Source organism: Variovorax sp. CCNWLW186, from assembly GCF_037203865.1.
Lineage (GTDB): Bacteria > Pseudomonadota > Gammaproteobacteria > Burkholderiales > Burkholderiaceae_C > Variovorax.
On the sequence record NZ_JBBCBO010000023.1, the window covers coordinates 35,550 to 60,815 of the forward strand.

24 protein-coding genes and 3 tRNA genes are annotated in these 25,266 nt (G+C 66.0%); 10 read left to right on the forward strand and 17 right to left on the reverse strand.

The annotated features are described in order from the left end of the window. Positions 1-11 precede the first annotated feature (11 nt). The 6 genes from V9K97_RS22360 to V9K97_RS22385 form a co-directional block, all read right to left on the reverse strand. Complete coding sequence (locus V9K97_RS22360; protein ID WP_337320806.1) at positions 12-791, reverse strand: enoyl-CoA hydratase/isomerase family protein; 780 nt, start codon at positions 789-791, stop codon at positions 12-14. Continuing rightward, complete coding sequence (locus tag V9K97_RS22365; protein ID WP_337297672.1) at positions 791-1,780, reverse strand: Bug family tripartite tricarboxylate transporter substrate binding protein; 990 nt, start codon at positions 1,778-1,780, stop codon at positions 791-793. The genes V9K97_RS22360 and V9K97_RS22365 overlap by 1 nt, the downstream gene beginning before the upstream one ends. A gap of 78 nt (positions 1,781-1,858) precedes the next feature. Then, positions 1,859-3,331: a malonyl-CoA decarboxylase gene (locus V9K97_RS22370; RefSeq protein WP_337297673.1), complete on the reverse strand. Its 1,473-nt coding sequence runs from the start codon at positions 3,329-3,331 to the stop codon at positions 1,859-1,861. 49 nt (positions 3,332-3,380) lie between these two features. Further along, complete coding sequence (locus V9K97_RS22375; RefSeq protein WP_258506825.1) at positions 3,381-4,049, reverse strand: GntR family transcriptional regulator; 669 nt, start codon at positions 4,047-4,049, stop codon at positions 3,381-3,383. 140 nt (positions 4,050-4,189) lie between these two features. Continuing rightward, entirely contained in the window at positions 4,190-5,011 is an 822-nt protein-coding gene (gene lgt / locus V9K97_RS22380; RefSeq protein ID WP_337297674.1) for a prolipoprotein diacylglyceryl transferase, read from the reverse strand. A gap of 66 nt (positions 5,012-5,077) precedes the next feature. Next, positions 5,078-6,016 carry a LysR family transcriptional regulator gene (locus V9K97_RS22385; protein WP_337320808.1) on the reverse strand — a complete coding sequence of 313 codons (939 nt, stop codon included), beginning with the start codon at positions 6,014-6,016 and terminating at the stop codon, positions 5,078-5,080. 106 nt (positions 6,017-6,122) lie between these two features. On the opposite strand from V9K97_RS22385, the gene ilvD reads away from it, so the two are divergent. Further along, positions 6,123-7,817 carry a dihydroxy-acid dehydratase gene (gene ilvD, locus V9K97_RS22390; RefSeq protein WP_258506827.1) on the forward strand — a complete coding sequence of 565 codons (1,695 nt, stop codon included), beginning with the start codon at positions 6,123-6,125 and terminating at the stop codon, positions 7,815-7,817. Positions 7,818-7,824: 7 nt separating this feature from the next. Here the strand turns inward: ilvD and V9K97_RS22395 are convergent, their stop codons facing one another. Together V9K97_RS22395 and V9K97_RS22400 are read right to left on the reverse strand one after the other, a co-directional pair. After that, a complete protein-coding gene (locus V9K97_RS22395; protein ID WP_337320810.1) occupies positions 7,825-8,274 on the reverse strand; it encodes a hypothetical protein in 450 nt (149 codons plus the stop codon). 155 nt (positions 8,275-8,429) lie between these two features. Then, positions 8,430-8,678, reverse strand: a complete 249-nt coding sequence (locus tag V9K97_RS22400) for a TIGR04438 family Trp-rich protein (protein ID WP_126749684.1) — start codon at positions 8,676-8,678, stop codon at positions 8,430-8,432. Positions 8,679-8,784: 106 nt separating this feature from the next. On the opposite strand from V9K97_RS22400, the gene V9K97_RS22405 reads away from it, so the two are divergent. Beyond that, on the forward strand, positions 8,785-9,090 hold the full coding sequence (locus V9K97_RS22405; protein WP_337320812.1) for a c-type cytochrome: 306 nt from the start codon (positions 8,785-8,787) through the stop codon (positions 9,088-9,090). Here the strand turns inward: V9K97_RS22405 and V9K97_RS22410 are convergent, their stop codons facing one another. Both V9K97_RS22410 and acs read right to left on the reverse strand, forming a co-directional pair. Continuing rightward, positions 9,091-9,591: a LapA family protein gene (locus tag V9K97_RS22410; protein WP_126749686.1), complete on the reverse strand. Its 501-nt coding sequence runs from the start codon at positions 9,589-9,591 to the stop codon at positions 9,091-9,093. A 140-nt stretch (positions 9,592-9,731) separates the two neighbouring features. Continuing rightward, a complete protein-coding gene (acs, locus tag V9K97_RS22415) occupies positions 9,732-11,732 on the reverse strand; it encodes an acetate--CoA ligase (RefSeq protein WP_258506831.1) in 2,001 nt (666 codons plus the stop codon). Between the two features lie 145 nt (positions 11,733-11,877). Here acs and V9K97_RS22420 point away from each other — a divergent pair, with 145 nt between their 5' ends. Then, on the forward strand, positions 11,878-12,513 hold the full coding sequence (locus V9K97_RS22420; protein WP_258506833.1) for a YqhA family protein: 636 nt from the start codon (positions 11,878-11,880) through the stop codon (positions 12,511-12,513). 25 nt (positions 12,514-12,538) lie between these two features. Here V9K97_RS22420 and V9K97_RS22425 read toward each other — a convergent pair whose 3' ends face one another. Beyond that, entirely contained in the window at positions 12,539-13,456 is a 918-nt protein-coding gene (locus V9K97_RS22425) for a LysR family transcriptional regulator (protein ID WP_337320814.1), read from the reverse strand. A 101-nt stretch (positions 13,457-13,557) separates the two neighbouring features. On the opposite strand from V9K97_RS22425, the gene V9K97_RS22430 reads away from it, so the two are divergent. After that, positions 13,558-14,175, forward strand: coding sequence for an NAD(P)-dependent oxidoreductase (locus V9K97_RS22430; RefSeq protein ID WP_337297677.1), 618 nt, complete (start codon positions 13,558-13,560; stop codon positions 14,173-14,175). A gap of 66 nt (positions 14,176-14,241) precedes the next feature. On the opposite strand, the gene fumC is transcribed toward V9K97_RS22430, so the two are convergent. Next, entirely contained in the window at positions 14,242-15,639 is a 1,398-nt protein-coding gene (fumC, locus tag V9K97_RS22435) for a class II fumarate hydratase (RefSeq protein WP_337320816.1), read from the reverse strand. Between the two features lie 502 nt (positions 15,640-16,141). Between fumC and proV the strand changes: the two genes are divergently transcribed. The 6 genes from proV to V9K97_RS22465 are packed head-to-tail and all read left to right on the forward strand — an operon-like array spanning position 16,142 to position 22,833. Next, a complete protein-coding gene (gene proV, locus V9K97_RS22440; protein WP_337320818.1) occupies positions 16,142-17,395 on the forward strand; it encodes a glycine betaine/L-proline ABC transporter ATP-binding protein ProV in 1,254 nt (417 codons plus the stop codon). Between the two features lie 22 nt (positions 17,396-17,417). Beyond that, positions 17,418-18,587: a glycine betaine/L-proline ABC transporter permease ProW gene (gene proW, locus V9K97_RS22445; RefSeq protein WP_337320820.1), complete on the forward strand. Its 1,170-nt coding sequence runs from the start codon at positions 17,418-17,420 to the stop codon at positions 18,585-18,587. Positions 18,588-18,611: 24 nt separating this feature from the next. Next, a complete protein-coding gene (gene proX / locus V9K97_RS22450; protein WP_157614302.1) occupies positions 18,612-19,619 on the forward strand; it encodes a glycine betaine/L-proline ABC transporter substrate-binding protein ProX in 1,008 nt (335 codons plus the stop codon). Positions 19,620-19,677: 58 nt separating this feature from the next. Beyond that, positions 19,678-21,231, forward strand: a complete 1,554-nt coding sequence (locus tag V9K97_RS22455) for a fumarate hydratase (RefSeq protein ID WP_258506846.1) — start codon at positions 19,678-19,680, stop codon at positions 21,229-21,231. Then, the gene (murI, locus tag V9K97_RS22460; protein WP_337320823.1) at positions 21,228-22,040 is read left to right on the forward strand and encodes a glutamate racemase; all 813 of its coding nucleotides are present in this window, start codon (positions 21,228-21,230) and stop codon (positions 22,038-22,040) included. The genes V9K97_RS22455 and murI overlap by 4 nt, the downstream gene beginning before the upstream one ends. A 10-nt stretch (positions 22,041-22,050) precedes the next feature. Then, positions 22,051-22,833 (forward strand): hypothetical protein, encoded by a 783-nt coding sequence (locus V9K97_RS22465; RefSeq protein WP_337320825.1) that lies wholly within the window; start codon positions 22,051-22,053, stop codon positions 22,831-22,833. A 10-nt stretch (positions 22,834-22,843) separates the two neighbouring features. Here the strand turns inward: V9K97_RS22465 and V9K97_RS22470 are convergent, their stop codons facing one another. From V9K97_RS22470 to V9K97_RS22490, 5 genes are all read right to left on the reverse strand, one after another. Continuing rightward, positions 22,844-24,145: an MFS transporter gene (locus V9K97_RS22470; RefSeq protein ID WP_337320826.1), complete on the reverse strand. Its 1,302-nt coding sequence runs from the start codon at positions 24,143-24,145 to the stop codon at positions 22,844-22,846. A gap of 46 nt (positions 24,146-24,191) precedes the next feature. Next, positions 24,192-24,824, reverse strand: coding sequence for a DUF6806 family protein (locus V9K97_RS22475; RefSeq protein ID WP_337320828.1), 633 nt, complete (start codon positions 24,822-24,824; stop codon positions 24,192-24,194). A 22-nt stretch (positions 24,825-24,846) separates the two neighbouring features. Further along, positions 24,847-24,938: transfer RNA gene (locus V9K97_RS22480), tRNA-Leu, on the reverse strand. 105 nt (positions 24,939-25,043) lie between these two features. After that, positions 25,044-25,117: transfer RNA gene (locus tag V9K97_RS22485), tRNA-Cys, on the reverse strand. A gap of 62 nt (positions 25,118-25,179) precedes the next feature. Further along, a tRNA-Gly gene (locus tag V9K97_RS22490) sits at positions 25,180-25,255 on the reverse strand. Positions 25,256-25,266 lie beyond the last annotated feature (11 nt).

The following is a 25,266-nucleotide window of genomic DNA, read 5'->3' on the forward strand; positions in this document are numbered from 1 at the left end:
GAGCAGGTACTTCAGAAATTCGGTTTGCGCTTGGCAAGAAAGGCGGCAATGCCTTCGCGGTGCTCGGCGGAGTCGGCGTAGTCGTAGGCGGTTGCGAGCAGGGCCTCGGTCGTTTGCGCGCCCGCCTTCAGCATGGCGAAGGTCCGCTTGTGGAGCCGGGCGGCCTGCGGTGCCAGTGCGGCGATGCGTGCGGCGTGCGCTTGCGCGGCAGCAGCCACTTCATCGTCGGGCAGCACTTGCAGCAAGAAGCCGGCGTCGTACAGGCGCTGTGCGCCGTGCACCCCCGCGGCCAGCAGCATGTCGCGCGCGAGCACGTCGCCAATGGCGCCGTGAACCAGCGCGGCCTCTCGCGGCGCCATGGGGAAGCCCAGCTTGGCAATGGGAGCGCCGAACTTCGCCGATGCGCCCGCGAGCCGGATGTCGCAGCAGCTCGCTATCTCGATGCCGGCGCCCATGCAGGCGCCTTCGATCTGGGCGACCAGGGGCAACGGGCAATCGAGCATGGCCTGCAGCGCGGCCCACACTTCGTTCTCGTGGAATTCGCGCAAGCTGCTTTCTTCGAAACGGAACGACGGGTACTCGGAAATGTCGCCACCCGCGCAGAAGGCACCGCCCTCGCCGCGGATGACCACGCACCGAAGCCCCGCCTCGTCCGCTTGCCCGATGCCCTCGAACACCGCACGCAGTTCGCGCCACATGGCGCGCGTCATCGCATTGAGGCGCCCCGCGTTCGACAAGGTGACGAACGCGACCGGGCCCTCGCGGCGCAATGAGACCGTGCTCTCGCCCATTACTCGAGCTTGGCGCCCGAGGCCTTCACCACCGACGCCCAGCGCTTGACCTCGGAATTGACGAAGCCGCCGTACGAGGCCGTGGTGAGGCTCGGAATCTCCGAGCCGTTCTGCGCCCAGATGGCCTTGAGCTCATCGGTTGCCAGCGCCTTCTTCATCTCGTCGACGATGCGTGCCTGCATGTCGGCGGGCGTGCCCTTGGGGGCCCACAAGCCGTACCAGGTGGTCACGGTGTAGTCGGGCAGGCCGACCTCGGCGGCGCAGGGCACGTCCGGGAACGCCGGGTTGCGCTTGGCGCCGGCCACCATCAGCGCCTTGATGCGGCCGCCCTTGATGTGCTGCGCGGAAGAGCCGAGGCCGTCGAACATCAGGTCGACGTTGCCCGCAATCAGGTCGGACAGCGCCGGGCCCGCGCCGCGGTACGGAATGTGGGTGATGAAAGTGCCGGTCTGCAGCTTGAACAGCTCGCCCGCCAGGTGGTGCGAGGTGCCCGAACCCGCCGAACCGTAGTTGAGCTTGCCGGGGTTGCGCTTGGCGGCGGCAACGAACTCCTGCAGCGTGGTTGCGGTCACGCGCTTGGGGTTGACCACCACCACCTGCGGCACGTTGGCCAGCAGCATCAGGGGTACGAAATCCTTTTCGATGTCGTAGTCGAGCTTGGGATAGATCGACGGTGCAATGGCGTGGTGAACCGCGCCCATGAAGAGCGTGTAGCCGTCGGGCTGGGCCTTGGCCGCAATGCTCGCGCCCACGGTGCCGCCGGCGCCGCCGCGGTTGTCGATCACCAGCGTTTGCCCGGTCACCTTGGAGAACTGGGCCGAGAGCGGGCGCGCAAAGGCGTCGGTGCCGCCGCCGGCCGGGAACGGCACGATCATGTTGACCGGCCGCGTTGGCCAATTACCCCCCTGCGCACGCGCACCGCCGCACAGAACGGCTGCACCGGCTGCGCCCAGGCGCAGCACGTCGCGTCGTTGAAAACCCTGAGTCATCTGTCATCTCCTGTCGTTGTGGAATGCCGCGGCATGCGGCCGCCGGCGCCTCGCGCGCCGGACTTTCTTTCAGAACTCTCAGCCTTTTTTGAAGAACAGGCCTTCGACATCTCCCGAAACCGCCACCTTGCCTTCGGCCAGCCATGCGCGATGCTTGTCGAGCCGCTTGAGATCGTAGAGGTAATTGACCATGAGGCCATACGATTGCCTTTGCCCCTTGGGCGACGGATCGCCGGCCCAGTTGAGGCGCTCGACCCGGGCACCGTTGCCCAGGTGAAAGCGAGCCACCGGATCGGCCGGCGTGCCGTCGATCAGCGTGCGGCCCAGGTATTCGGCGGCGGCCTGCAAAAGCCATTGGCGCAGCGGCGACTTGGCGTCGAGCGTGGCCGCGCCGTCCACCGCCGCGAGCAGGCGCTCGGCGGTGGGCGGCAGCGAACCGACGAGGCGGCCGAGTTCGGCCTCGCGCTTTTCGTCCAGGCGCGGCAGCAACTCCGCGGCGTTCTTGGCCAGCCAGGCGCGAAAACCGGGAATCGGCGAGAGCGTGGCAAAGGTCTTCAGGCGCGGCAGCTCGTCCTGCAGCGTCTCGACCACGCGCTTGATGAGCGAATCGCCGAAGCTCACGCCGCGCAGCCCGTTCTGGGTGTTGCTGATCGAATAGAAGATTGCGGTGGTGGCCTTGGCCGGCTGGATGGGCACGGCGGTTTCGTCGAGCAGCGGCATGATGCCGGCGCTGATGCGGTCGACCAGCGCCACCTCGACGAAGATCAGCGGTTCGTTGGGCAGCCGCGGATGGAAGAAACCGTAGCACCGGCGGTCGCTGTCGTCGAGCCGGTTCTTCACGTCGGTCCAGCTCTTGATGTCGTGCACGGCCTCGTAGCGGATCAGCTTCTCGATCAGCGAAGCCGGCGAATCCCAGTCGATGCGGCGCAGCTCGAGAAACGCGACATCGAACCAGGTGGAGAACAGGTGCTCCAGTTCGGCGTCGAGCGCAATCAGCCGCTTGTCGGACTTGAGAAAAGGCAGCAGCTCGGCGCGCAGGTCGACCAGGAAGCGCATGCCCTCGGGCTCGACTGCAAAGCGCTGCAGCAGCCGCATGCGGGGCGACACCAGCGCCCGCCGCAGCCGCAGTTCGGCCTGGCCTTCGTCGGGCGTTCCGACCGCCGCCTGGTGCTGGTCGCGCGCCGACTTGAGCTTTTGCGGATCGGCCGCGAAATGCTCGCTCATCAGCGCCCAGTAGTCGCGGCGCTCTTCGGGCGTGGCGGCCGCGTATTCGAGTGCGATGGCGTGCGCCCTCCGGCCGCCCTCGACCTCGCTCACGCGCGGATCGATGACCGACTGCAAGGCCGTGAGCACGCGCCGCAAGGCACGCGGCGACAGGGCCTCGTCGGCCTTGCGCAAGGTGGCCTGCATGCGCTCGGCCGTCGAGCGCGCGCTGGGCTTTGCGGCAGCCTTGGGCGCGCTGCGGGCGACGCCCTCGGGTGCCACGGGCACCTTGCTGCCGGTCTTGTCGCCAGAACGCAGCCGCGCCTGGAACCATTCGGTCGCACTCATCGACACACTCCAATTCTGTGGGACGGGGAGATGCCGTTCTTGGTGCAGGTCATGACATCACCCTTGATTTCTGCTGCCGCGCCACCTCGCGCAATGCCTCTCGCTGGCGAGTCAGGTGCGTGCGCATGGCGGCGTCCGCGCCTTCGCTGTCGCGCGCCTTGAGGGCCGCGAAAACCGCGAGGTGCTCAGACAGGCTTTGCTCGAGACGGCCCGGCGCATGCAACTGCTGCAGCCGTGCGAGCTTGAGAATCTTGCGCAGATCGCCGATCACCTGCGCCAGCCACTTGTTGTCGGCCAACTGGATGATTGCCTCGTGAATGAGGTGGTTGGTGGCGTAGTAGTCGTTGATGCGCTTGGCCTTGGCGTGGCGCACCAGCCGTTCATGCAAGCCATCGAGGTCATGCAGCTCGGAGTCGCTGGCATTGCGCGCGGCCTCGTAGGCGCAGCGGCCTTCGAGCAGCGCAATGACCGGAAATATCTCGTCGAGATCGCGCTCCGTCACCTCGCGCACGAAGCAGCCGCGCCGCGGCTCGTGCCGCAGCAGGCCTTCGGCCGTGAGCACCTTCAGTGCCTCGCGCAAGGGAGTGCGGGAAATCGCCAGCCTTTCGCACAGTGCCGCTTCGTCCAGGAAACTGCCGGGCGCCAGCTCGCCCGCGAAGATCTGCTCGCGCAGCGTGGCGGCGACTTCGTCGTGCAGGGAATTGGGAACAAGGCGCATGAAGGCGGACAGCTACAAGGCGGGCTGAGAGCTTGAATCGTAATTTTCTGTAATTACGCAAAATTGTGGGGCCGCAATCCGCGCAGCGCAAGGGCTGCGCGCCCAATGCGCAGCCCGGGCTTACCCTGAGGGCTTGCCGCTCAGGCAGTGGCGGGCCGTGGGCGCCTTGCGGCCCAAAGCCAGAGGCCAATGCCGAAGAGCACCATCGGCACACTGAGCCATTGCCCCTGGCTCAGGTTCAGCGCACGCAGGCCCAGAAAGTCGTCGGGCTCGCGGAAGTATTCGGCAATGAAGCGCAGCACGCCGTAGCCGATGAGGAACACCGCGGCCACCTGCCCTTCTTTACGCTCCTTGCGCGCGTAGAGCCACATGATGACGAACAGCAGAAGTCCCTCGAGCAGGAACTGGTACACCTGCGAAGGGTGGCGCGGCAGCATTGAGCCGCTTTGCGGAAACACCATGCCCCAGGGCAGGTCGGGACTGCTGAAGCGGCCCCAGAGTTCGCCATTGATGAAGTTGCCCACGCGGCCCGCCGCCAGGCCGGTGGGCACGCAGGGAGAAACAAAGTCCATCACCTGCCAGAACGGCCGTGCGCGCGATCGCGCGAACCAGATCATTGCGCCGATCACGCCCAGCAGGCCGCCATGAAAGCTCATGCCGCCCTGCCACACGTAAAGAATTTCGAGCGGATGCGCGAGATAGAACTCGGGCTTGTAGAACAGGCAGTAGCCGAGCCGCCCGCCCACGATGACGCCCATCACGCCAAGAAAAAGAATGTCCTCGATGTCCTTGCGCTGCCAGGCGCCGGTGCCGACGAGCGAGCGATACGGCTCATGCCGCAGGCGGCGCGTGCCAAGAAAGTAGAAAAGCGCGAACGCGGCCAGGTAGGTCAGGCCGTACCAGTGGATGGCGACGGGCCCCAGCTGCAGGGCGACGGGATTGATCTGCGGATACATGAGCATGGCGCAGATTGTGCCCCGGCCATGTGGCGTTCCTTGGCGGCGTGGTCAACCGCTGGTTAAGGCTGGCTAACCACGTTTGTGCGTCCGCTCGCGAACGAACTCCACGAAGCGCGCCAGCGCCGGATGCACGGCATGCGCCGGCCACACCAGGCTGGTTTCGCATGCGGGCAGCGCCACCCGCGCGCGGCCCGGCCCTTTGAACTCCTGGGCCTGGCGGTAGACCACGCCGGCGCGCCTGAACTGCATGACGCTCTGCGGCACCCAGGCCATGCCGATGCCGCCTGAAACCAGGTTGACGATGGTCTGCATCTGGATGGCCTCTTGCGCCACGGTGGGCGTCCGCCCGGCCGAGTGGTAAAGACCATGGATCGCGTCGTGCAGCGAAGGCACGATGCGGCGCGGAAAGATCACCAGCGGTTCCGCCAGCACCTGTGCCAGCGGCACGGGCGCTGCGCTCGCGAGCGCGTGCTGCGCCGGCATGGCCAGCACCAGCGGCTCCTGCTCCACCGGCAGCCGCGCGAGCCCCGGCGGCGCGGCGCCCGGCGAATGGAGCATCAGGCCGGCGTCGATCTGGCCGCGCGCAAAGGCTTCGAGCTGTACGTCGCCGGTGGCCTCGACGAGTTCCAGCGCCACCTCGGGGCACAGCACGCGGAATTCGCGCACCCAGGCCGGCAGCTTCTCGAAGCCGATGGTCGAAACAAAGGCAATGCGCACCCGGCCCACCTGCCCCGCCGCTGCGGCGCGGGCCCTCTCCGGCAGGGCCTGCGCGCGGGCCAGCAGTTCGCGCACGTCGGGCAGCAAGGCTTCGCCGGCCGGCGTGAGCGCCACGCGCCGGCGCGTCCGGTCGAACAGCGCCACGCCCAGCGTCTTCTCGAGCTGGGCAATGGCCTGCGTGACGGGCGGCTGGGTCATGTGCAGGCGCTCGGCGGCGCGGCCGAAATGCAGCTCTTCGGCCACGGCCACGAACTGGCGCCAGGCACGCAGGTCGATCAAGGCTTCCTTCATATGCTGAGCATATCAATCCACATACAGAAAGGGATTGGAATGAATCAATGAGAAGTCCGATACTTGACCCTCCCCGAGAATTTCCCCACGAGAAGAGACACCGACCATGGACACCAAGCCAATCCAGATCAATCGCCGCAGCGCGAACATCGTCGAAGGCAAGAGCCGCGCGCCCAACCGCTCGATGTTCTACGCCATGGGCTACGAAGAGAGCGACTTCAAGAAGCCGATGGTCGGCGTGGCCAACGGCCACAGCACCATCACGCCCTGCAACTCGGGCCTGCAGAAGCTGGCCGACGCGGCCATTGCGGGCATCGAGGAAGCCGGCGGCAACGCGCAGGTGTTCGGCACCCCCACCATTTCCGACGGCATGGCCATGGGCACCGAAGGCATGAAGTACTCGCTGGTGAGCCGCGAGGTCATCTCCGACTGCATCGAGACCTGCGTGGGCGGCCAGTGGATGGACGGCGTGCTGGTGGTCGGCGGCTGCGACAAGAACATGCCCGGCGGCCTCATGGGCATGCTGCGCGCCAACGTGCCGGCCATCTATGTGTACGGCGGCACCATCCTGCCGGGCAAGTACAAGGGGCAAGACCTCAACATCGTGAGCGTGTTCGAAGCCGTGGGCCAGAACGCCGCCGGCAACATGAGCGACGAAGACCTGCTGGAGATCGAGAAGCGCGCCATTCCGGGCACCGGCTCCTGCGGCGGCATGTACACGGCCAACACCATGTCCAGCGCATTCGAGGCGCTGGGCATTTCGCTGCCCTACTCGTCGACCATGGCCAACCCGCACGACGAAAAGGCCAACTCGGCCAAGGAATCGGCCAAGGTGCTGATCGAGGCGATCAAGAAAGACCTGAAGCCCCGCGACATCGTGACCAAGAAGGCCATCGAGAACGCAGTGGCCGTCATCATGGCCACGGGCGGCTCGACCAACGCGGTGCTGCACTTCCTGGCGATTGCGCATGCGGCAGAGGTCGAATGGACCATCGACGACTTCGAGCGCATGCGCAAGAAGGTGCCGGTGATCTGCGACCTGAAGCCGAGCGGCAAGTATCTTGCGGTCGACCTCCACCAGGCCGGCGGCATTCCGCAGGTGATGAAGGTGCTGCTGAACGCGGGCCTGCTGCACGGCGACTGCATCACCATCAGCGGCCAGACGATTGCGGAGGTGCTGAAGGACGTGCCCGACGTGCCGCGCGCCGACCAGGACGTGATCCGCCCCATCAACAACCCGATGTACGAGGAAGGCCACCTGGCCATCCTGAAGGGCAACCTGTCGCCCGAAGGCGCCGTCGCCAAGATCACCGGCCTGAAGAACCCCGTCATCACCGGCCCTGCGCGCGTCTTCGACGACGAGCAGTCGGCGCTCAAGGCCATTCTCGACGGCAAGATCAAGGCCGGCGACGTGATGGTGCTGCGCTACCTGGGCCCCAAGGGCGGCCCGGGCATGCCCGAAATGCTGGCGCCGACGGGCGCGCTCATCGGCGCGGGCCTGGGCGAAAGCGTGGGCCTGATCACCGATGGCCGCTTCTCGGGCGGCACCTGGGGCATGGTGGTCGGCCACGTGGCGCCCGAAGCGGCGGCCGGCGGCACCATTGCGTTCGTGAACGAAGGCGACTCGATCACCATTGATGCGCACAAGCTGGTGCTCGAACTCAACGTGCCCGAAGCCGAGCTTGCCAAGCGCCGCGAAGGCTGGAAGCCGCCGGCTCCGCGCTACACGCGCGGCGTGCAGGCCAAGTTCGCATTCAATGCCTCGAGCGCCAGCTCGGGCGCGGTGCTCGACAAGTTCTGAGAAAGCCTCAGGCCATCATCATCCAAGCGCCGTAGCCGAAGGCCAGAAACCCGAGGCCGACGATCGCAAGGATGCTGCGGGATTCGAACGCCATGGCCGGAGGGAAACTCTGCACCACGAAGTGCAGCAACGCGCCGGCGCCGATGGTCATGAACCCGGCGCCGAGCGCCTTGCCCAAACTCTCGCCCGGATAGAGAAAACACACGGCGAAGCCGGCCACGAAAACAAGGTTGGCCAGCACGGTGCCGCGCGTGCGCCAGCGCTGCTGCGCCGGTGTGGCCGCGCGCTCCACAGGCCGCTTGCTGGCGGGGCGGCCTTCCTTGACGGCCATGCCGGTGAAGAACAGGCCGAACATCGTCGGGAACAGCCCGAACATGCCGAATCCCCACACGGGGCCCCACATGTTCTGGAAATCGGCGACCAGCGCCTGCGCCGGGTCGGCGATGCTGTAGCGCACCTCGACAGCGTCGCTTGAGCCATCCGGCCAATCCGCCGATGGCAGGCCCGACCAGGAGCGAGAGCCCGAAAACCAGCATCGCTTGCTGGATGGTTTCCTCGTCCATGGCGTGGGCCGCAACACGTGCAATTTACGATGCCGCGTGCGCCCGCGTGTCAGCGCTTCGGGCGGTTGTTGGGCGGCAGGCCCATGTTGCTGCGCTGGCGGTCGATGCGCGCCTGCTTGCGGCGCTCTTCGCGCTCGATGACCTTGCGCTTGGTATAGCCCGACGAATCGGCCCAGGCCCACCACGCCACGGCCAGCGCAAACGGCGACAGCACGATCCACCAGCTCCAGCCGGCGACCATGCCCACTTCGAAGTATTTCAGGCCTATGCCCAGCAGGCCCAACAACAGAAAAAGCATCGCGAATCCCTCGGGTTTTGTTGGAAACGCTTCCGGGCGCCGGTACACGGCGCTACCTACAATCGCGTTAGATCGAATGTAACCCAGCCATTACGAAATAAGCCCCATGAAAAGACTCCTGTCGTTCGCTCTCCTGGGCCTTGGCCTGGCCGCCCCTGCCTTTGCCGACCTGGCGCTGGCCACCTCGAAAAACTGCATGAGCTGCCATGCGGTGGAGCGCAAGGTGCTCGGCCCCTCGTTCAAGGACGTGGCCGCCAAGTACAAGGGCAACGCCGGCGCCGCCGACATGCTCGCAACCAAGATCATCAAGGGTGGTTCGGGCGTGTGGGGGCCGGTGCCGATGCCGGCCAACAACCAGGTCAGCGAAGCCGACGCAAAGAAGCTCGCTGCCTGGGTGCTGTCGACGCGCTGATCAGACCCGCGGATCGATGTCCGTGGGCAACGGCCGGCGCTCGATGCGGTCTTCGAGCTGGCCGATGTGCGCAGCCACGGTGTTGTCCGACTGCTCCGAGCGCTGACGGATCACGCTCTCGACCTGCCCCAGCCTCGCAATCAATGCGGCATGGCGCTCGGCGTTCTCCGCCATGTGCTTGTTCTCTTGTGCTTCCAGGAAGTTGCGCAGCTCGGTAAAGCGCGAAGCCTCGGCCTTGTCGGCAAGGTCGCGCTGCACCTGCATTTCCTTGTTGTGGCGCTTGGCGTCCAGCAGCACCGAACTGTGCAGGTAGAGCACGTAGACCAGGAAGAACACGCCCAGGGCCACGGTGAGCCCCAGCATCATCAAGCCCAGCGGCGCGGAAACGGTCATGAACCCCAGCGAAACCGGCACGGGCGAAGACAGCGTGCCCCAGTTGAGCGCGGCAAGGGCCGCGATCAGCAGCAGAATGGCAAACAGGAAAGCAGATCTCACACCCATGGGGGCCTCCTTCGGACAGGTCGAACACAACGAAACCTGCCATGCGCGCCCCGGCGCACGGCAACTTCGCTGGTTGTACCTCAGGCCGCGGGCCGCAACGGCCCCTGCTTCCCACTAACGGCCATGTCCTACAGACCGAATCAATTGGTCTGTGACAACTGTTCCAGAATTGCAGGATTTTCGAGCGTGGAGGTGTCCTGCGTGATGGCCTCGCCCTTGGCGATGCTGCGCAGCAGGCGCCGCATGATCTTGCCGCTGCGCGTCTTGGGCAGGTTGTCGCCGAAGCGGATGTCCTTGGGCTTGGCGATGGGCCCGATTTCCTTGGCCACCCAAGCGCGCAGCTCGTTGGCGATCTGCTTGGCCTCCTCCCCGGTCGGGCGGCTGCGCTTGAGCACGACGAAGGCGCACACGGCCTCGCCCGTCACGTCGTCGGGGCGGCCGACCACGGCGGCTTCTGCCACGAGGTCGGTCTTGGAGACGAGTGCCGATTCGATTTCCATCGTGCCGAGACGGTGGCCCGACACGTTGAGCACGTCGTCGATGCGCCCGGTGATCCGGAAATAGCCGCGGTCTGCGCTGCGCACGGCACCGTCGCCCGCGAGGTAAATGGTGCCGCCCATCTCTTCGGGAAAGTAGCTCTTCTTGAAGCGCTCGGGGTCATTCCAGATGGTGCGGATCATCGAGGGCCAGGGCCGCTTGATGACCAGCATGCCGCCCGCGCCGTTGGGCAGGTCCTTGCCGGTTTCGTCGACGATGGCGGCCATGATGCCCGGCAGCGGCAAGGTGCACGAGCCCGGCACCAGCGGCGTGGCCCCCGGCAGCGGCGTGATCACGTGGCCGCCGGTTTCGGTCTGCCAGAAGGTGTCGACGATGGGGCAACGCTCGCCGCCGATATTGCGGTGGTACCACATCCATGCCTCGGGGTTGATGGGCTCGCCCACCGAGCCGAGGATGCGCAGGCTGGTCAGGTCCCAGTTCTTCGGGTGCACCTTCTCGTCGCCTTCGGCCGCCTTGATGAGCGAGCGGATGGCCGTAGGCGCGGTGTAGAACACCGACACCTTGTGCTTCTCGATCATCTGCCAGAAGCGGCCCGCGTGCGGGAACGTGGGAATGCCCTCGAACACCACCTGCGTGGCGCCGGCCGCGAGCGGACCGTAGGCCACATAGGTGTGGCCGGTGATCCAGCCGATGTCGGCCGTGCACCAGAACACGTCTTCGGGCTTGATGTCGAAGGTCCAGTCCATCGTGAGCTTGGCCCACAGCAGGTAGCCGCCGGTGGCGTGCTGCACGCCCTTGGGCTTGCCGGTGGAGCCCGAGGTGTAGAGGATGAAAAGTGGATGCTCGGCGTTGACCGCCACCGGCGGGCAATCGGTGCTCTGGCCCTTCAGTGCCTCGTCGAATGTCTTGTCCCGGCCTTCGACGCGGTTCCACGCGGAGGGCGTGCGCTCGTAGACGAACACCGTCTTGATCGACTCGCAGCCGCCCATTGCAATGCCGTCGTCGACGATGGCCTTGAGCGGCAGTTCCTTGCCGCCGCGCAGCTGGTAGTTGGCGGTAATGACAGCCACGGCGCCGGCGTCGATGATCCGCTCCTGCAGCGCCTTGGCCGAGAAGCCGCCGAACACCACGCTGTGCGTGGCGCCGATGCGCGCGCAGGCCTGCATGGCGATCACGCCTTCGACCGTCATCGGCATGTAGATGATGACGCGGTCGCCCTTCTGGATGCCGGCGGCCTTGAGCGCATTGGCAAACTGGCTCACGCGGCCGAGCAGTTCCTTGTAGGTGACGTTGGTGACGGTGCCGTCGTCGGCCTCGAAGACGATGGCCGTCTTGTTCTCGACCGGCGTGCCCATGTGCTTGTCGAGGCAATTGGCACTGGCATTGAGCTCGCCATCGCCGAACCATTCGTAGAACGGCGCCTTCGACTCGTCGAGCGTGCGGGTGAACGGCTTGGTCCAGTTGAGGTTGGCTTGCGCCTGGCGGGTCCAGAAGCCTTCGAAGTCCTGCTCGGCCTCCTTGCACAGCGCCTCGTAGGCGGCCATGCCGGCAATGCGGGCACCTTGGGTGGCACGGGTGTCGGGCGGGAACACGCGGTTCTCGACCAGAACGGATTCGATGTTCTTCGATGCGCTGCTGCTCATTCTCTTGTCTCCTGGGTAGGTGCGGCCGTAATGTCGGCGGACCCACTTACGGGTCACTGACGGTCCGATATTAGTTCGCAGGGTTATCACGGGCCCGACACGAGGGCACCCCTAGAATCTCCGGTCGCTCCCAACCTTCCTCCCGATGTCCGCTCCCGACCCTTTCGATACCCGGAACCCTCCCGTACCAGCCCGCGGCTCCCCGCTTCGGCCGCTGCCCAAGCTGATTTTTGCCAGCCGCTGGCTCCAGCTTCCGCTGTACCTGGGCCTGATCGTGGCGCAGGCGGTGTACGTGGTGCACTTCCTCGTCGAACTGCTGCACCTTGTCGAAGCCGCCTTCGGCAACAAGGACGCGCTGCAGGCGCTGATCACCAGCATCGGCTACAAGACCACCGCACCGGTGGGCACGCTCAACGAAACGGTGATCATGCTGGTGGTGCTGGCGCTGATCGACGTGGTGATGATCTCCAACCTGCTCATCATGGTGATCGTGGGAGGCTACGAAACCTTTGTGAGCCGCATGGACCTGGAAGGCCACCGCGACCAGCCCGAGTGGCTGAGCCACGTGAACGCCTCGGTGCTCAAGGTCAAGCTGGCCACAGCCATCATCGGCATCAGCTCGATCCACCTGCTGAAGACCTTCATCAACGCTGACAACTACACCGATCGCGTGTTGATTGCGCAGACGGTGATTCACATCGCCTTTCTGTTCTCGGCCATGGCCATTGCCTACACCGACAAGCTCATGGCGTCGAACGCGCCGCGCGGCAACGGGCACTGACACGAGCCGATCCGGCTCAGGGGGCTCAGCCGGCGCGCGGCAAGTCCCAGGCCGGTACCTCGGTGAAACGCGCGGCCAGAAAGTCGAGCATCGTGCGCAGCGTGGCCGGCATGTGCTTGCGAGAGGCGTACACCGCATACATGCCCACCACCTGCGGCTCGAATTCCGGAAACAGCCGCACCAGTTCGCCCGACTTCAAAAGGCATGAGGTCAGGTAGGTCGGCAGCATCGTGATGCCGGCCCCAGACCGCGCAAGCTGCATCAGGCTCGCGGCATCGTTGGTCGACACGTTGCCGCCCACAGCCACCGAGACGGGCGTGCCGTCGTCCTTGCGCGTGAAGTGCCAGAGGCTGCGTCCGAAGTAAGAGTGCGTGAGGCAGTTGCGCTGGGCCAGTTCTTCCACGCGCAGCGGCTCGCCGTGCTCCTTCAGATACCCGGGCGAAGCGCATACCACCGAACGGCAATCGGTCAGCCTGCGCGCAATCAGGTTGGGGTCGATCTCCACCGCCACCCGAATCGCGAGATCGATGCGCTCATCCACCAGGTTCACTGCCCGGTCGAGCAGCACCAGGTCGACCGCGACGCCGGGATAGAGCCGCACATAGTCGGCTACGGCGTCGGCCAGCTGGGCCTGCGCAAACGAGGTGCTGGCCGTGATGCGCAACTGCCCGCGCGGCGCCTCGGCCGGGTGCCGCACCGCGGCCTGCATGTCGCCCGCGAGCTCGAGCACCTGGCGGCAACGCGGCAGCAGTTCTTCGCCCGCCGCCGTAAGGCTCAGGCGGCGCGTGGTGCGGTGCAAGAGGCGCGCGCCGGTCCATTGCTCCAACTCGGCCACATAGCGCGTGACCACCGGCCGCGAAAGGTCGAGCTTGTCGGCTGCGGCCGAGAGGCTGCCCGAATCCACCACGGTCACGAAGACCCGCATTGCGTTCAAACGATCCATTCGAACGATTTTAGGAATAAAGAAACGCGTAAATCGAGGTATTTCTTTCGAAACCAGAAACCTAAGATGCGTTTCATCGAATCAACTTTTCTGGAGCATTCATGAGCCACATTGCCATCATCGGCGCCACCGGTCGCGCCGGCGGCCGCCTTCTCGAAGAGGCCCTGCGCCGCGGCCACACCGTCACGGCCATTGCACGCAAGGCCAGCGACAAGCTCTCCGGCCGCGCCAACGTGAAGGCGGTGGACCTCGACGTGCTCGACGGTGCCGCACTCGAAAAGGCGGTGGCCGGCCACGACGCGGTGTTCAGCGCCGCGCACTTCTCCACAGTGCCGCCAGCGGCCATCATCGAGCCGGTGAAGCGCGCGGGCGTGAAGCGGCTGCTGGTGGTCGGCGGCGCGGGCAGCCTGTTCGCGGCACCGGGCCTGAAGGTGATCGACACGCCGAACTTCCCTGACGCCTACAGGGCCGAAGCCACGGCCGGTGGCGTGTTTCTCGACGCGCTGCGCACCGAGAAGGAACTCGACTGGACCTTTCTCTCGCCCTCCGCCGAATTCGTCGAAGGCGAGCGCACCGGCAAGTTCCGCCTCGGCAAGGACGACCTGCTGGTGAGCGCCGAGGGCCGCAGCTGGATCACTTTCGAGGACTACGCGATCGCGTTCATCGACGAGCTCGAGAAACCAGCGCACTCGCGCCAGCGCTACACCATCGGCTATTGATCGACCACTGATCGGCCGGCAAACAAAAAAGGACCCGCGGGTCCTTTTTCCATGGGCGAGACGGTCTTACCGGCCGGTCATGTTTTCAGGCACCACCCACTGGTCGAACTGCTCGGCCGTGAGGTGCCCCGAGGCAATCGCCGCCTCGCGCAGGCTCGTGCCTTCCTTGTGCGCCTTCTTCGCGATGTAGGCCGACTTGTCGTAGCCGATGTGCGTGTTGAGCGCCGTCACCAGCATCAGCGAGCGCTGCACCAGCTCGGTGATGCGCTCGCGGTTCGGCTCGATGCCCACCGCGCAGTGGTCGTTGAAGCTCACCATGCCGTCGGCCAGGAGGCGCACGCTCTGCAGGAAGTTGTGCGCCACCATCGGGCGGAACACGTTCAGTTCGAAGTTGCCTGAAGCGCCGCCAATGTTGATGGCCACGTCGTTGCCGAACACCTGCGCGGCCAGCATCGTGACCGCCTCGCTCTGCGTCGGGTTGACCTTGCCCGGCATGATCGACGAGCCGGGTTCGTTCTCGGGAATGCTGAGTTCGCCGATGCCGCTGCGCGGGCCGCTTGCGAGCCAGCGCACGTCGTTGGCAATCTTGGTCATGCTGGCCGCGAGCGTCTTGAGAGCGCCGTGCGCATGCACCAGCGCATCGACGCTGGCCATGGCCTCGAACTTGTTCGGCGCCGTCACGAAAGGCAGGCCCGTGAGCTTTGCGAGTTCGGCCGCCACCTGCTCGGCATAGCCCTTGGGCGCATTGAGCCCGGTGCCCACGGCCGTACCGCCGAGCGCCAGTTCGCACAGGTGCGGCAACGCGGCGCGCACATGCGCTTCGCCGTGCGCCAGCTGCGCCACGTAGCCCGAGAACTCCTGGCCCAGCGTGAGCGGGGTGGCGTCTTGCAGATGGGTGCGGCCGATCTTCACGATGTCTGCAAAGTCCTTCGACTTTTGCTCGAGCGTGCCGCGCAGCTTGGCAATGGCCGGCAGCAGCTTGTGCGTGATGGCCTCCACGGCGGCCACGTGCATCGCGGTCGGGAACACGTCGTTGCTCGACTGGCTGCGGTTGACGTCGTCATTGGGGTGCACGAGGCGCCCTTCCCCGCGCTCGCCGCCGAGCAATTCGCTCGCGCGGTTGGCCAGCACCTCGTTCACGTTCATGTTGGTCTGCGTGCCCGAGCCGGTCTGCCACACCACGAGAGGAAACTCACCGGGGTGCTTGCCGGCGATGACTTCATCGGCCGCGGCCACGATGGCTTTGGTCTTTTTTTCGTCCTGCAGGCCCAGCGCGTGGTTGACCACCGCCGAAGCGCGCTTGACCTGCGCCAGCGCCTTGATGATCTCGCGCGGCTGCTGCTCGCCGGAAATATCGAAGTTCTGCAGCGAGCGCTGCGTTTGAGCGCCCCACAGCTTGTCGGCCGGCACGTCGATCGGTCCGAAGGTGTCGCGCTCGGCACGGGTCTTGGGGGAAGTCGTCATGAGAAAAAGCTCCGCAGTCTTGGATGGTCGCGCCGCCTGATCGGGCGCGGGCTCCAGTATCGGCCAATAAGAATGGCTCGCATTTGACGGGGCCATTGGGCCCGCCGCCAAACATCACGTTACGCCCATTGGGTTGACTCGCGTCATGTCAAAAAGTTATGATCATGGGCTCCAGACGACCAACAAGTCATGTTGATCGGCCCTGCACTACTCGCGGATCTCCGAATCCCGTCGCGGTGCAAGGTTCTCGCGCCGGGCCCTGCCCGGCAAAACCGGCCGGATCGTTTCCGGTCCCACTGCCACGCCACCTTTCGGCGGGCACTGGTTTCGTCGCCACGTCGTCTTCAGTGCCTGTCGGCAGCCCCAGGGGTTCGCCGGGCCATTGCACGCGTTTTCTCGCGCTCTGTGTTCAGCCTGCCCCTCGGCTGATGGCGTGACCGTTGCCGCCTTCTGCTTCAGGGGCGGTGCTGTGTCCAAACATCACACAAGGAGCCCCCGGCGTATGGCCAAAGGAATTCTCATCGACCATGTCTTCAAGGTGTTCGGCGATTCGCCCGAGCAGGCACTCGAACTGGTCCGGCAAGGTTTTTCGAAGAAGGAAATCCTTGCGCAGACGGGCCAGTCGATCGGCGTGTTCGATGCCACCTTCGAGATCCAGGCCGGCGAGATCTTCGTGATCATGGGTCTCTCGGGATCAGGCAAGTCGACGCTGGTGCGCCTCTTGAACCGGCTGATCGAGCCGACCGCCGGGCGCATTGTGATCGACGGCGCCGACATCAACGGGCACTCCGACACCCAGCTGCGCGCGCTGCGCCGCAAGGACATCAGCATGGTGTTCCAGTCGTTTGCGCTGATGCCGCACATGACGGTGCGCGAGAACACCGCGTTCGGCCTGGAACTCTCGGGCACGAGCAAGAAGGAGCGCCTTGCGCAAGCCGACAAGGCGCTCGCGCAGGTGGGCCTTGCGGGCTGGGGCGACAGCTATCCCGACGAGCTCTCCGGCGGCATGCAGCAGCGCGTGGGCCTGGCGCGCGCGCTGGCTTCGGACCCTTCGATCCTGTTGATGGACGAGGCCTTCTCCGCGCTCGACCCGATCATCCGCACCGAGATGCAGTCGGAGCTGCTGCGCCTGCAACAGGAGCAGCGCCGCACCATCGTCTTCATCTCGCACGACCTGGACGAAGCCATGCGCATCGGCGACCGCATCGCGATCATGAAAGACGGTCAGGTGATCCAGGTCGGCACGCCCGACGAGATCCTGCGCAGCCCCGCCGACGACTACGTGCGCAGCTTTGTGCGGGGCGTGGACGCGGCGGCCGTCTTCAAGGCGGCGGACATCGCGCGCAAGTCGCTCACCGTGGTGTGCGAGCACCCCGAGCGCGGTGCGCGCGCGGCGCTCAAGCTGCTGGAAGACCAGGACCGCGACTTCGCCTACGTGACCAGCCCGAACAAGCGCTTCCTCGGCGTGGTGTCGGCCGACACGCTGCGCGGCGCGCTCGACGGGCATTCGGGTCCACTCGGGCTGCAGCACGCGTTCCTGGCCGACCTGCCGCGCATCGACGCCGAGGCGCCGGTGGCCGGCCTGATCGGCCAGCTCGCGCAAGCGCCGTGCGCGTTGCCGGTGGTGGCGGGCGACGGCCGCTTCTGCGGCGCGATCAGCAAGACGACGCTGCTCAAGTTCCTGGACCGCGACACGCCGCCGATCGAGCCGGTCTCGCCGCATGCAGCGCCCGCGCTCGCCGCCGAGCCGCACTGAATTCACGAAGGACAACCGAACGATGAACGACACCACATTGCCTTCCGACCTGAACGCGCCGGGCCTCGGCGCCGCGTTGAACACGGCCCCGGAGCCCGCGGCTTTCGTCGATCCGTGGGAGGCGCTCTCGGCCGCGCCCGACGCCTCGGCCGCGAGCGCCTGGCTCGATGCGCCGGTGAACGCGGCCCATCAGCTCGCCGGCCAAGCCGACAGCGCCACCAGCGGTTTTCAACTGCACCGGCTCTGGGACGGCTCCCTGCCCGTCGAATCCTGGATCAACCAGGGCCTGGGCTGGGTGGTCGCGCATTTCCGCCCCTTTTTCCAGACGGTGCGCCTGCCCATCGACAGCACGCTGAACTGGGTGCAGGGCCTGCTGACCGGCCTGCCGACGCTCGCGATGATCGCGCTCATCGGCCTTTTCGCCTGGCAGTTTGCGGGCCGCGCGCTCGCCATCGGCACCACGGCGGCGCTGCTGCTCGTGGCCATGCTGGGCATCTGGCCCGAGGCGATGGTCACGCTGTCGCTGGTGCTGACCTCGCTGGTCTTCTGCATGATCATCGGCCTGCCGCTCGGGGTGCTGCTGGCCAGCAGCGACCGCGCCCAGCGGATCATGCGGCCCGTGCTCGACGCGATGCAGACCACGCCGGCCTTCGTGTACCTCGTGCCTGTCGTGATGCTGTTCGGCATCGGCAATGTGCCGGGCGTGATCGTGACGATCATCTTCGCGCTGGCACCGTTGGTGCGCCTGACCAACCTGGGCCTGCGCCAGGTGCGGCCCGACCTGATCGAGGCTGCGCGGGCCTACGGCGCCTCGCCCTGGCAGATGCTGGTGAAGGTGCAGCTGCCGCTGGCCATGCCGTCGATCATGGCGGGCATCAACCAGGCGCTGATGCTGTCGCTGTCGATGGTGGTGATCGCTTCGATGATCGCGGTGGGCGGCCTCGGCCAGATGGTGCTGCGCGGCATCGGCCGGCTCGACATGGGCTTGGCGACCGTCGGCGGCCTGGGCATTGTGCTGCTGGCGATTTCGCTCGACCGCCTGACGCAGGCGATGGGCAAGTCGCGCCGCAGCGCGGGGCGACGCTGGTGGCACACGGGTCCTGCCGGTCTTGCGCTGCGCATGCTGCAGCGCCTGGTGGGCACGCCTTCGCGCGATGCGGGCGCGCCCGTTCCCGCGCTTTCCACGCAATGACAGGCCATGGAGGGAAATCAACGCATGAAGAAAACCCGTCTTCTCATCGCCCGCGGCCTGCTCGCGCTCGGCTTCATCGCCATGGGCGCAACCGCACAGGCCGCCAACGACCTGCCCGGAAAAGGCGTCACCGTGCAGCCGCTCAAGAGTTCGCTCGCCGAAGAGGCTTTCCAGACGCTGCTCGTGATGCGCGCACTCGAAAAGCTCGGCTACACGGTGGAACCCATGAAGGACCTCGAGCCCGCCACCGAGCACCTGGCCATTGCCAACGGAGACGCCACGTTCATGGCCAACCACTGGAGCCTGCTGCACGCGGACTTCTACAAGAACAGCGGCGGCGACGCGAAGCTCTCGCGCACTGGCGTGTACTCCGATGGCGCGGTGCAGGGCTACCTGATCGACCGCAAGACGGCCGAGCAATACAACATCACCAACATCGCGCAGTTGAAGGATCCGGCGATCGCCAGGCTCTTCGATGCGGACGGCGACGGCAAGGCCGACCTGACGGGCTGCAACCCCGGCTGGGGGTGCGAACTGGCCATCGAGAACCACCTTACTGCCTACCAGCTGCGCGACACCGTCACCCACAAGCAGGGCAGCTACGCCGCACTGATGGCCGACACCATTGCCCGCTTCAAGCAGGACAAGCCGGTGCTGTACTACACCTGGACGCCCTACTGGGTCAGCGCCGTGCTGCGCCCGGGTGCGGACGTGGTGTGGCTGCAGGTGCCGTTCTCTTCCTCCCAGGGCGGCGGTGCGGACACGCAGCTTCCCAACGGCAAGAACTACGGCTTCCAGGCCAACCAGGAGCAGATCGTCGCCAACCGGGCTTTCGTCGAGAAGAATCCGGCCGCCGGCAGGCTGTTCGAGGTGATGAAACTGCCGATCGGCGACATCAACGCCCAGAACCTGCGCATGAGCCAGGGTGCCAACACCCAGCAAGACCTGGAGCGCCATACCGACGGCTGGATCCGGGCGCACCGGCCGCTATTCGACGGCTGGATCGAGGAAGCCCGGGCCGCCGCCAGGTAGAACGCGGCGGCTGAGATAATCGGGGGGCGTTTTCACACTCCAAAGAACACCCCCCACCATGACGACCACGATCCAGCAGGCCGACCTGATCGAATCGATCAGCGCCGCGCTGCAGTACATCAGCTACTACCACCCCGCCGACTACATCGCCCACCTGGCCAAGGCCTACGAGCGCGAGCAGAGCCCCGCCGCCAAGGACGCCATTGCGCAGATCCTGACCAACAGCAAGATGAGCGCGACCGGGCACCGCCCGATCTGCCAGGACACCGGCATCGTCAACGTGTTCCTCAAGGTGGGCATGGACGTGCGCTGGGGCGGCTTCACGGGCAGCCTGGAAGACGCCGTCAACGAAGGCGTGCGCCGCGGCTACAACCACCCCGACAACACGCTGCGCGCCTCGGTCGTGGCCGACCCGCAGTTCGACCGCAAGAACACCAAGGACAACACGCCCGCGGTGATCTTCACCGAGATCGTTCCGGGCAACACCGTCGAAGTGACGGTGGCGGCCAAGGGCGGCGGCAGCGAGAACAAGAGCAAGCTGGTCATGCTGAACCCCGGCGACAGCGTGGTCGACTGGGTGCTGAAGACGGTGCCCACAATGGGCGCCGGCTGGTGCCCGCCGGGCATGCTGGGCATCGGCATTGGCGGCACGGCCGAGAAAGCCGCGCTGATGGCCAAGGAAAGCCTGATGGACGACCTCGACATGCACGAGCTGCAGGCCAAGAAGGCATCGGGCGCCGAACTCAGCAAGGTCGAGGCGCTGCGCATCGAGCTGTACGAGAAAGTCAACGCCCTGGGCATCGGCGCGCAGGGCCTGGGCGGCCTGGCCACGGTGCTCGACATCAAGATCAAGATGTACCCGACGCACGCGGCCAGCAAGCCGGTGGCGATGATTCCCAACTGCGCGGCCACCCGCCATGCACACTTCGTGATGGACGGCAGCGGCGCGGTGTACCTCGATCCGCCTTCGCTCGACCTGTGGCCCGACGTGAACTGGGCACCCGACGAAAAGAAGAGCAAGCGCGTCGACCTCGACAAGCTCACGCCCGCCGAAGTGGCGAGCTGGAAGCCCGGCGACACCTTGCTGCTCAACGGCAAGATGCTCACCGGCCGCGACGCCGCGCACAAGCGCATCCAGGACATGCTGGCCAAGGGCGAGAAGCTGCCGGTGGACTTCACCAACCGCGTCATTTACTACGTCGGCCCGGTCGATCCGGTGAAGGGCGAAGCCGTGGGCCCCGCGGGCCCGACCACCGCTACGCGCATGGACGGCTTCACCGAGATGATGCTGGCCAAGACCGGCCTGATCGCGATGATCGGCAAGGCCGAGCGCGGCCCTGTTGCCATCGAAGCCATCAAGAAGCACAAGAGCGCCTACCTCATGGCCGTGGGCGGCGCCGCCTATCTGGTGAGCAAGGCCATCAAGACCGCCAAGGTGGTGGGCTTCGAAGACCTGGGCATGGAAGCGATCTATGAATTCGACGTGGTCGACATGCCCGTGACGGTGGCGGTCGACGCGGGCGGCACCAGCGCGCACATCACCGGCCCGGCCGAGTGGCAGAAGCGCATTGCCAGCGGCGAGTTCAAGACCATCATGATGGAAGAAGCTTGAGCCTGATTGGTGTCTTCGACAGCGGTGTCGGCGGGCTCAGCGTGCTCGCCGCGCTGCGCGCCGAGTTGCCGCACGAACGCTTCGTCTATTTTGCGGACACGGCCTACGCGCCGTACGGCGAGCGCGGCGACACCTATGTGATCGAGCGTTCGCGCAAGGTGACGGAACAACTGATCGCCGAGCACGCCATCAAGGCCCTCGTGGTGGCGTGCAACACCGCCACCACGGCGGCAATACACCTTCTGCGCGCCGAGCATCCGGCGCTGCCCATCGTGGGCCTGGAGCCCGCGCTCAAACCCGCCGTGGCAACGAGCCGCACCGGGCACATCTCGGTAATGGCCACGCGCGGCACGCTGGCCAGTGCCAAGTACGCGGCGCTGCGGGAATCTTTTGCAGGATCAGCGGCCGTTCGCGCCGTGCCTTGCGACGGGCTCGTGAAGGCCATCGAAGGCCTCGACACCGCGGCCATTGCCGCACTGTGCGAACGCTACATGACCGAGGCCGGGCCTTTCGGCCATGCCTCCGGCGAAGTCGACACCGTGGTGCTCGGCTGCACGCACTACCCGCTCGTGAAGAGCGAGCTGCAGCGCCATGCACCGCCTGCGCTGCGCTTCATCGACACCGGCGCACCGGTTGCTCAGCAAACGCGGCGCGTACTGGCTTCGCTCGGCGGGCTTGCGGATAGCGGCGAGGGCGGACTGGTCTTGCAGGGCAGCGGCGACCTGGCCGTGCTCGAAGCGGCCGTCGCGCACTGGCTGCAAAAGCCCCGACAACAAAGTGCGGCAATACCGGCCGCGAGCGCCGTCTGAAGCGTTCGGCATGCGCCTGTTTCTACGCCGCACCCTGCTCCTGCTGTGCCTCTCGGCCGCCGGCCTGAGCCATGCAGCCTGCGAGAGCGGCCTGGCCGAGCGCATGCATGCCAAGCTGTATCCGAATCGAGCGCTCGACGAACGACTGGCCGCATGCAAGCCTTGGCCGGCGTTTCCTGGGCGCAGCATCGTGGTGCTGCCGGTGCCGCGCGAGACCAGCAGCACGGGCGCCAAGGTGTTCGACCTGGAACTGCTGCTCATCCAGCGCCCGGACAACGGCAATACCGAGCGCGACACGGTCATCGGCCGCGTCTTCCAGCCGGAGGCGCTCGACGAAGACAGCGCGACCGCCATTCAGGACATTCGCATCGACACCTCACGCTATGTGCTGTCTTCCGACACGCGCGCATTCGGCCTGCGCGTGCGCTACAGGAGCACGGCGCCCGGCAGCTCGGCCGCGAGCGAAACCATTCGCCTCTACGTGCACCACGGCAGCAAGCTGCGGCAGGTGCTGCAGGAGGTCGAGCTCGACCACGACAGCGGCGAATGGGACAGCACCTGCACCGGCCGCTTCGAGAAGCTGCGCACCATGCTTTCGGTGGGCAAGTCTGCAAGCAACGGCTACGCCGACCTGCAACTCTCGCGCACGCTGGTTCAGAGCCACGCACAAATGCAGGAAGACCAGGGCTGCACCGAGAAGGCCCTGCCCGCGCGGTTCAGCAACGTGACGCTGCGCTACGACGGCGAGCGCTACCGGGTACCGAAGTCACTGCAGCAACAGCAGATGCCCTGACCCGCGGGCTCTACCGGCTGCGCAGAGCGGCTGTGCGGCCACGCGCCATGTCGATGGGCAGCAACAGCAGCAAGCCCGCCACGAACAACACCGCGGTCGAGAGAATGGCAATGCGCTGGTTGCCGCCCGCGGCCCAAGTAATGGCGCCGAACATGAGCGGACCGATGATGCTCGCCAGCCGCGTGGCAAAGGTCCAGAGCCCGAAGAACTCGGCAAGCTGCTGAGGCGGCGCGAGGTAGCCGGTCATCGCGCGTCCGGCCGACTGGCTCGAGCCCATGGCGAGCCCCGCGATGGCCGCGGCCCACCAGAAGGCGCCCTTGGTGGTCGCCATGGCGGCAATCACGCACACGGCAATCCACGCCACCAGCGTAGCGGCCAGCGAGATCTTGTGGCCCACGCGGTCTTGCACATAGCCGAAGCTGAAGGCACCCAGCGCGGCCGCCAGGTTGAGCACGAAAATCAGTACCATGGTCTCGCTCGCAACAAAGCCGATGACCTGCTCTGCGTAGATGGCGGCCAGCGTGATGGCCACCGCCACGCCGCCTTGGTAGAAGACCGTGCAGATCAGCAACTGCATGAAGTCGCGGTACGCGCGAGCTTGCCGGAAGGTTGCGCGGAGTTGCTGCCACGTGCCAACTGCCCTGGTCGCCGCCTGGGGCTGCGCGCGCTCCGGCAGCAATGCAAACGTGGCCGAGGCTGCCGCGCCGTAGATGGCCGCCGTGATCAGCATGGTGACCGGAACGAAATGCGACGCCGGCAGGCCTTTGGCTTGGGCCGAAAGCACATAGGCCAGGCACAGGCCGAGCGCGAGCATTCCGCCGATGTAGCCGAAGCCCCAGCCCCATCCGCTGACCTTGCCCATTCCCTCGGCTGTCGCGAGTTCAGGCAGGAAAGCGCCGGTCAGCGACTCGCCATACGAATAGAAGGTGTTCGAGACGATCACCAATGCCATGGCAATGGCTACGCCTTGGGTGCCCGAAAACCCGGGTGTGAGCGCGAGCGCTGCGGTCGCAACCACGCAGCCCAGCGTCGCCACGGCAAGCACGCGCTTCTTGGCTGCTCGCCGGTCGGCCCAGGCACCGATGGCAGGCATCGAGAGCATGACGATGGCATAGGAGATGCTGAGCGCCGCGGTCCATGCGAAGGCCGCCCAAGGCGCGCCCTTGGCGATGCCACCCACGAAGTAAGCGGCGAACACGGCCGTGATGACGACCGTGGTGTAGCCCGAGTTCGCAAAGTCGTACATCGCCCAGCCGAACACCTCGCGCTTGCGCACGCCGGGGTTCAGGGCTGAGGACGGAAACAGCGCCATGAGGCGTTGTCGATCAGGGCGCCGGGCGTTTCGCGGACGGCGTCAGTCAGTGCAGGTGGCGCGGACGGCGGCCGCCGCCATGCCCGCCGCCGCTGCCACTGCCGCCGGTGCCGCGCGGGCGTTTGCCGATTTCGAGCGAGTTCACGAGCGCATCGAAGCGGTCGCTGAAGAGACGGTCGATTTCGGAAACCACGCCGCCCAGCTCGGCGCCGTCGAAGTGGCGCTCCATGAGGTTGACGACGTCTTCGACCAGCAGGTCGCGCTGCACCTGCATGATCGCGGCCGGATTGGGGCCGACGAACAGCATCAGGAAATCGTCGCGAGACTCTTCCTCGGGGTCGCCCTCTTCTTCGTCGAAGTCGGTGTCGTAGAACGTGACCTCGATGGCCGCGCCGCGCTCCGAGAGCTCGTTCAGCGCCATGCACATCTCGTCGAGCGCCTGACGAAAGTCTTCGTCGCCCGGCACCGTCCAGCACATCTGGAGCATGCGGTCCTTCTGCTCGAAACGAATGCCGGGTTCTTCCTCGTAGGTGCTCGTGGCACCGTCGGCCAGCGACTTGGCGCCCGCATAGGCCCACAGCGGCTTGAGAGCTTCCTGGATCTGGTCGAAGCTGACGTCGGACCGCAGCGGCACGTCGCCGTGCACATGAATTTCAAATGGAGCGTTGTAACGAGGCATTGTGTGCTCCCTTGTCTAGATGTGGTGCCCGGAACGGGGGTCGAACCCGTATGCCCCGATTAAGGAAGCGGCGGATTTTAAGTCCGATGTGTCTACCAATTTCACCATCCGGGCCTCGGGTTGAACATCGACGATAACCCAAACAAAACGAGCCCCGGCAACGCAGGTTGGCGGGGCTCGTTTTCAGTGGAGGGTGGATCGAACTTGATCAGAGAGAGGTGGAGGCGCGACCCGGAGTCGAACCGGGCTAGACGGATTTGCAATCCGTTGCATAACCGCTTTGCTATCGCGCCACGCTGAAAACGAAATCGAACTCGCGAAAAAAAGGGAAGCATTGCTTCCCTTTTTCAAAAACTGGAGCGGGAAAAGAGTCTCGAACTCTCGACCTCAACCTTGGCAAGGTTGCGCTCTACCAACTGAGCTATTCCCGCGTTTCGAGCCT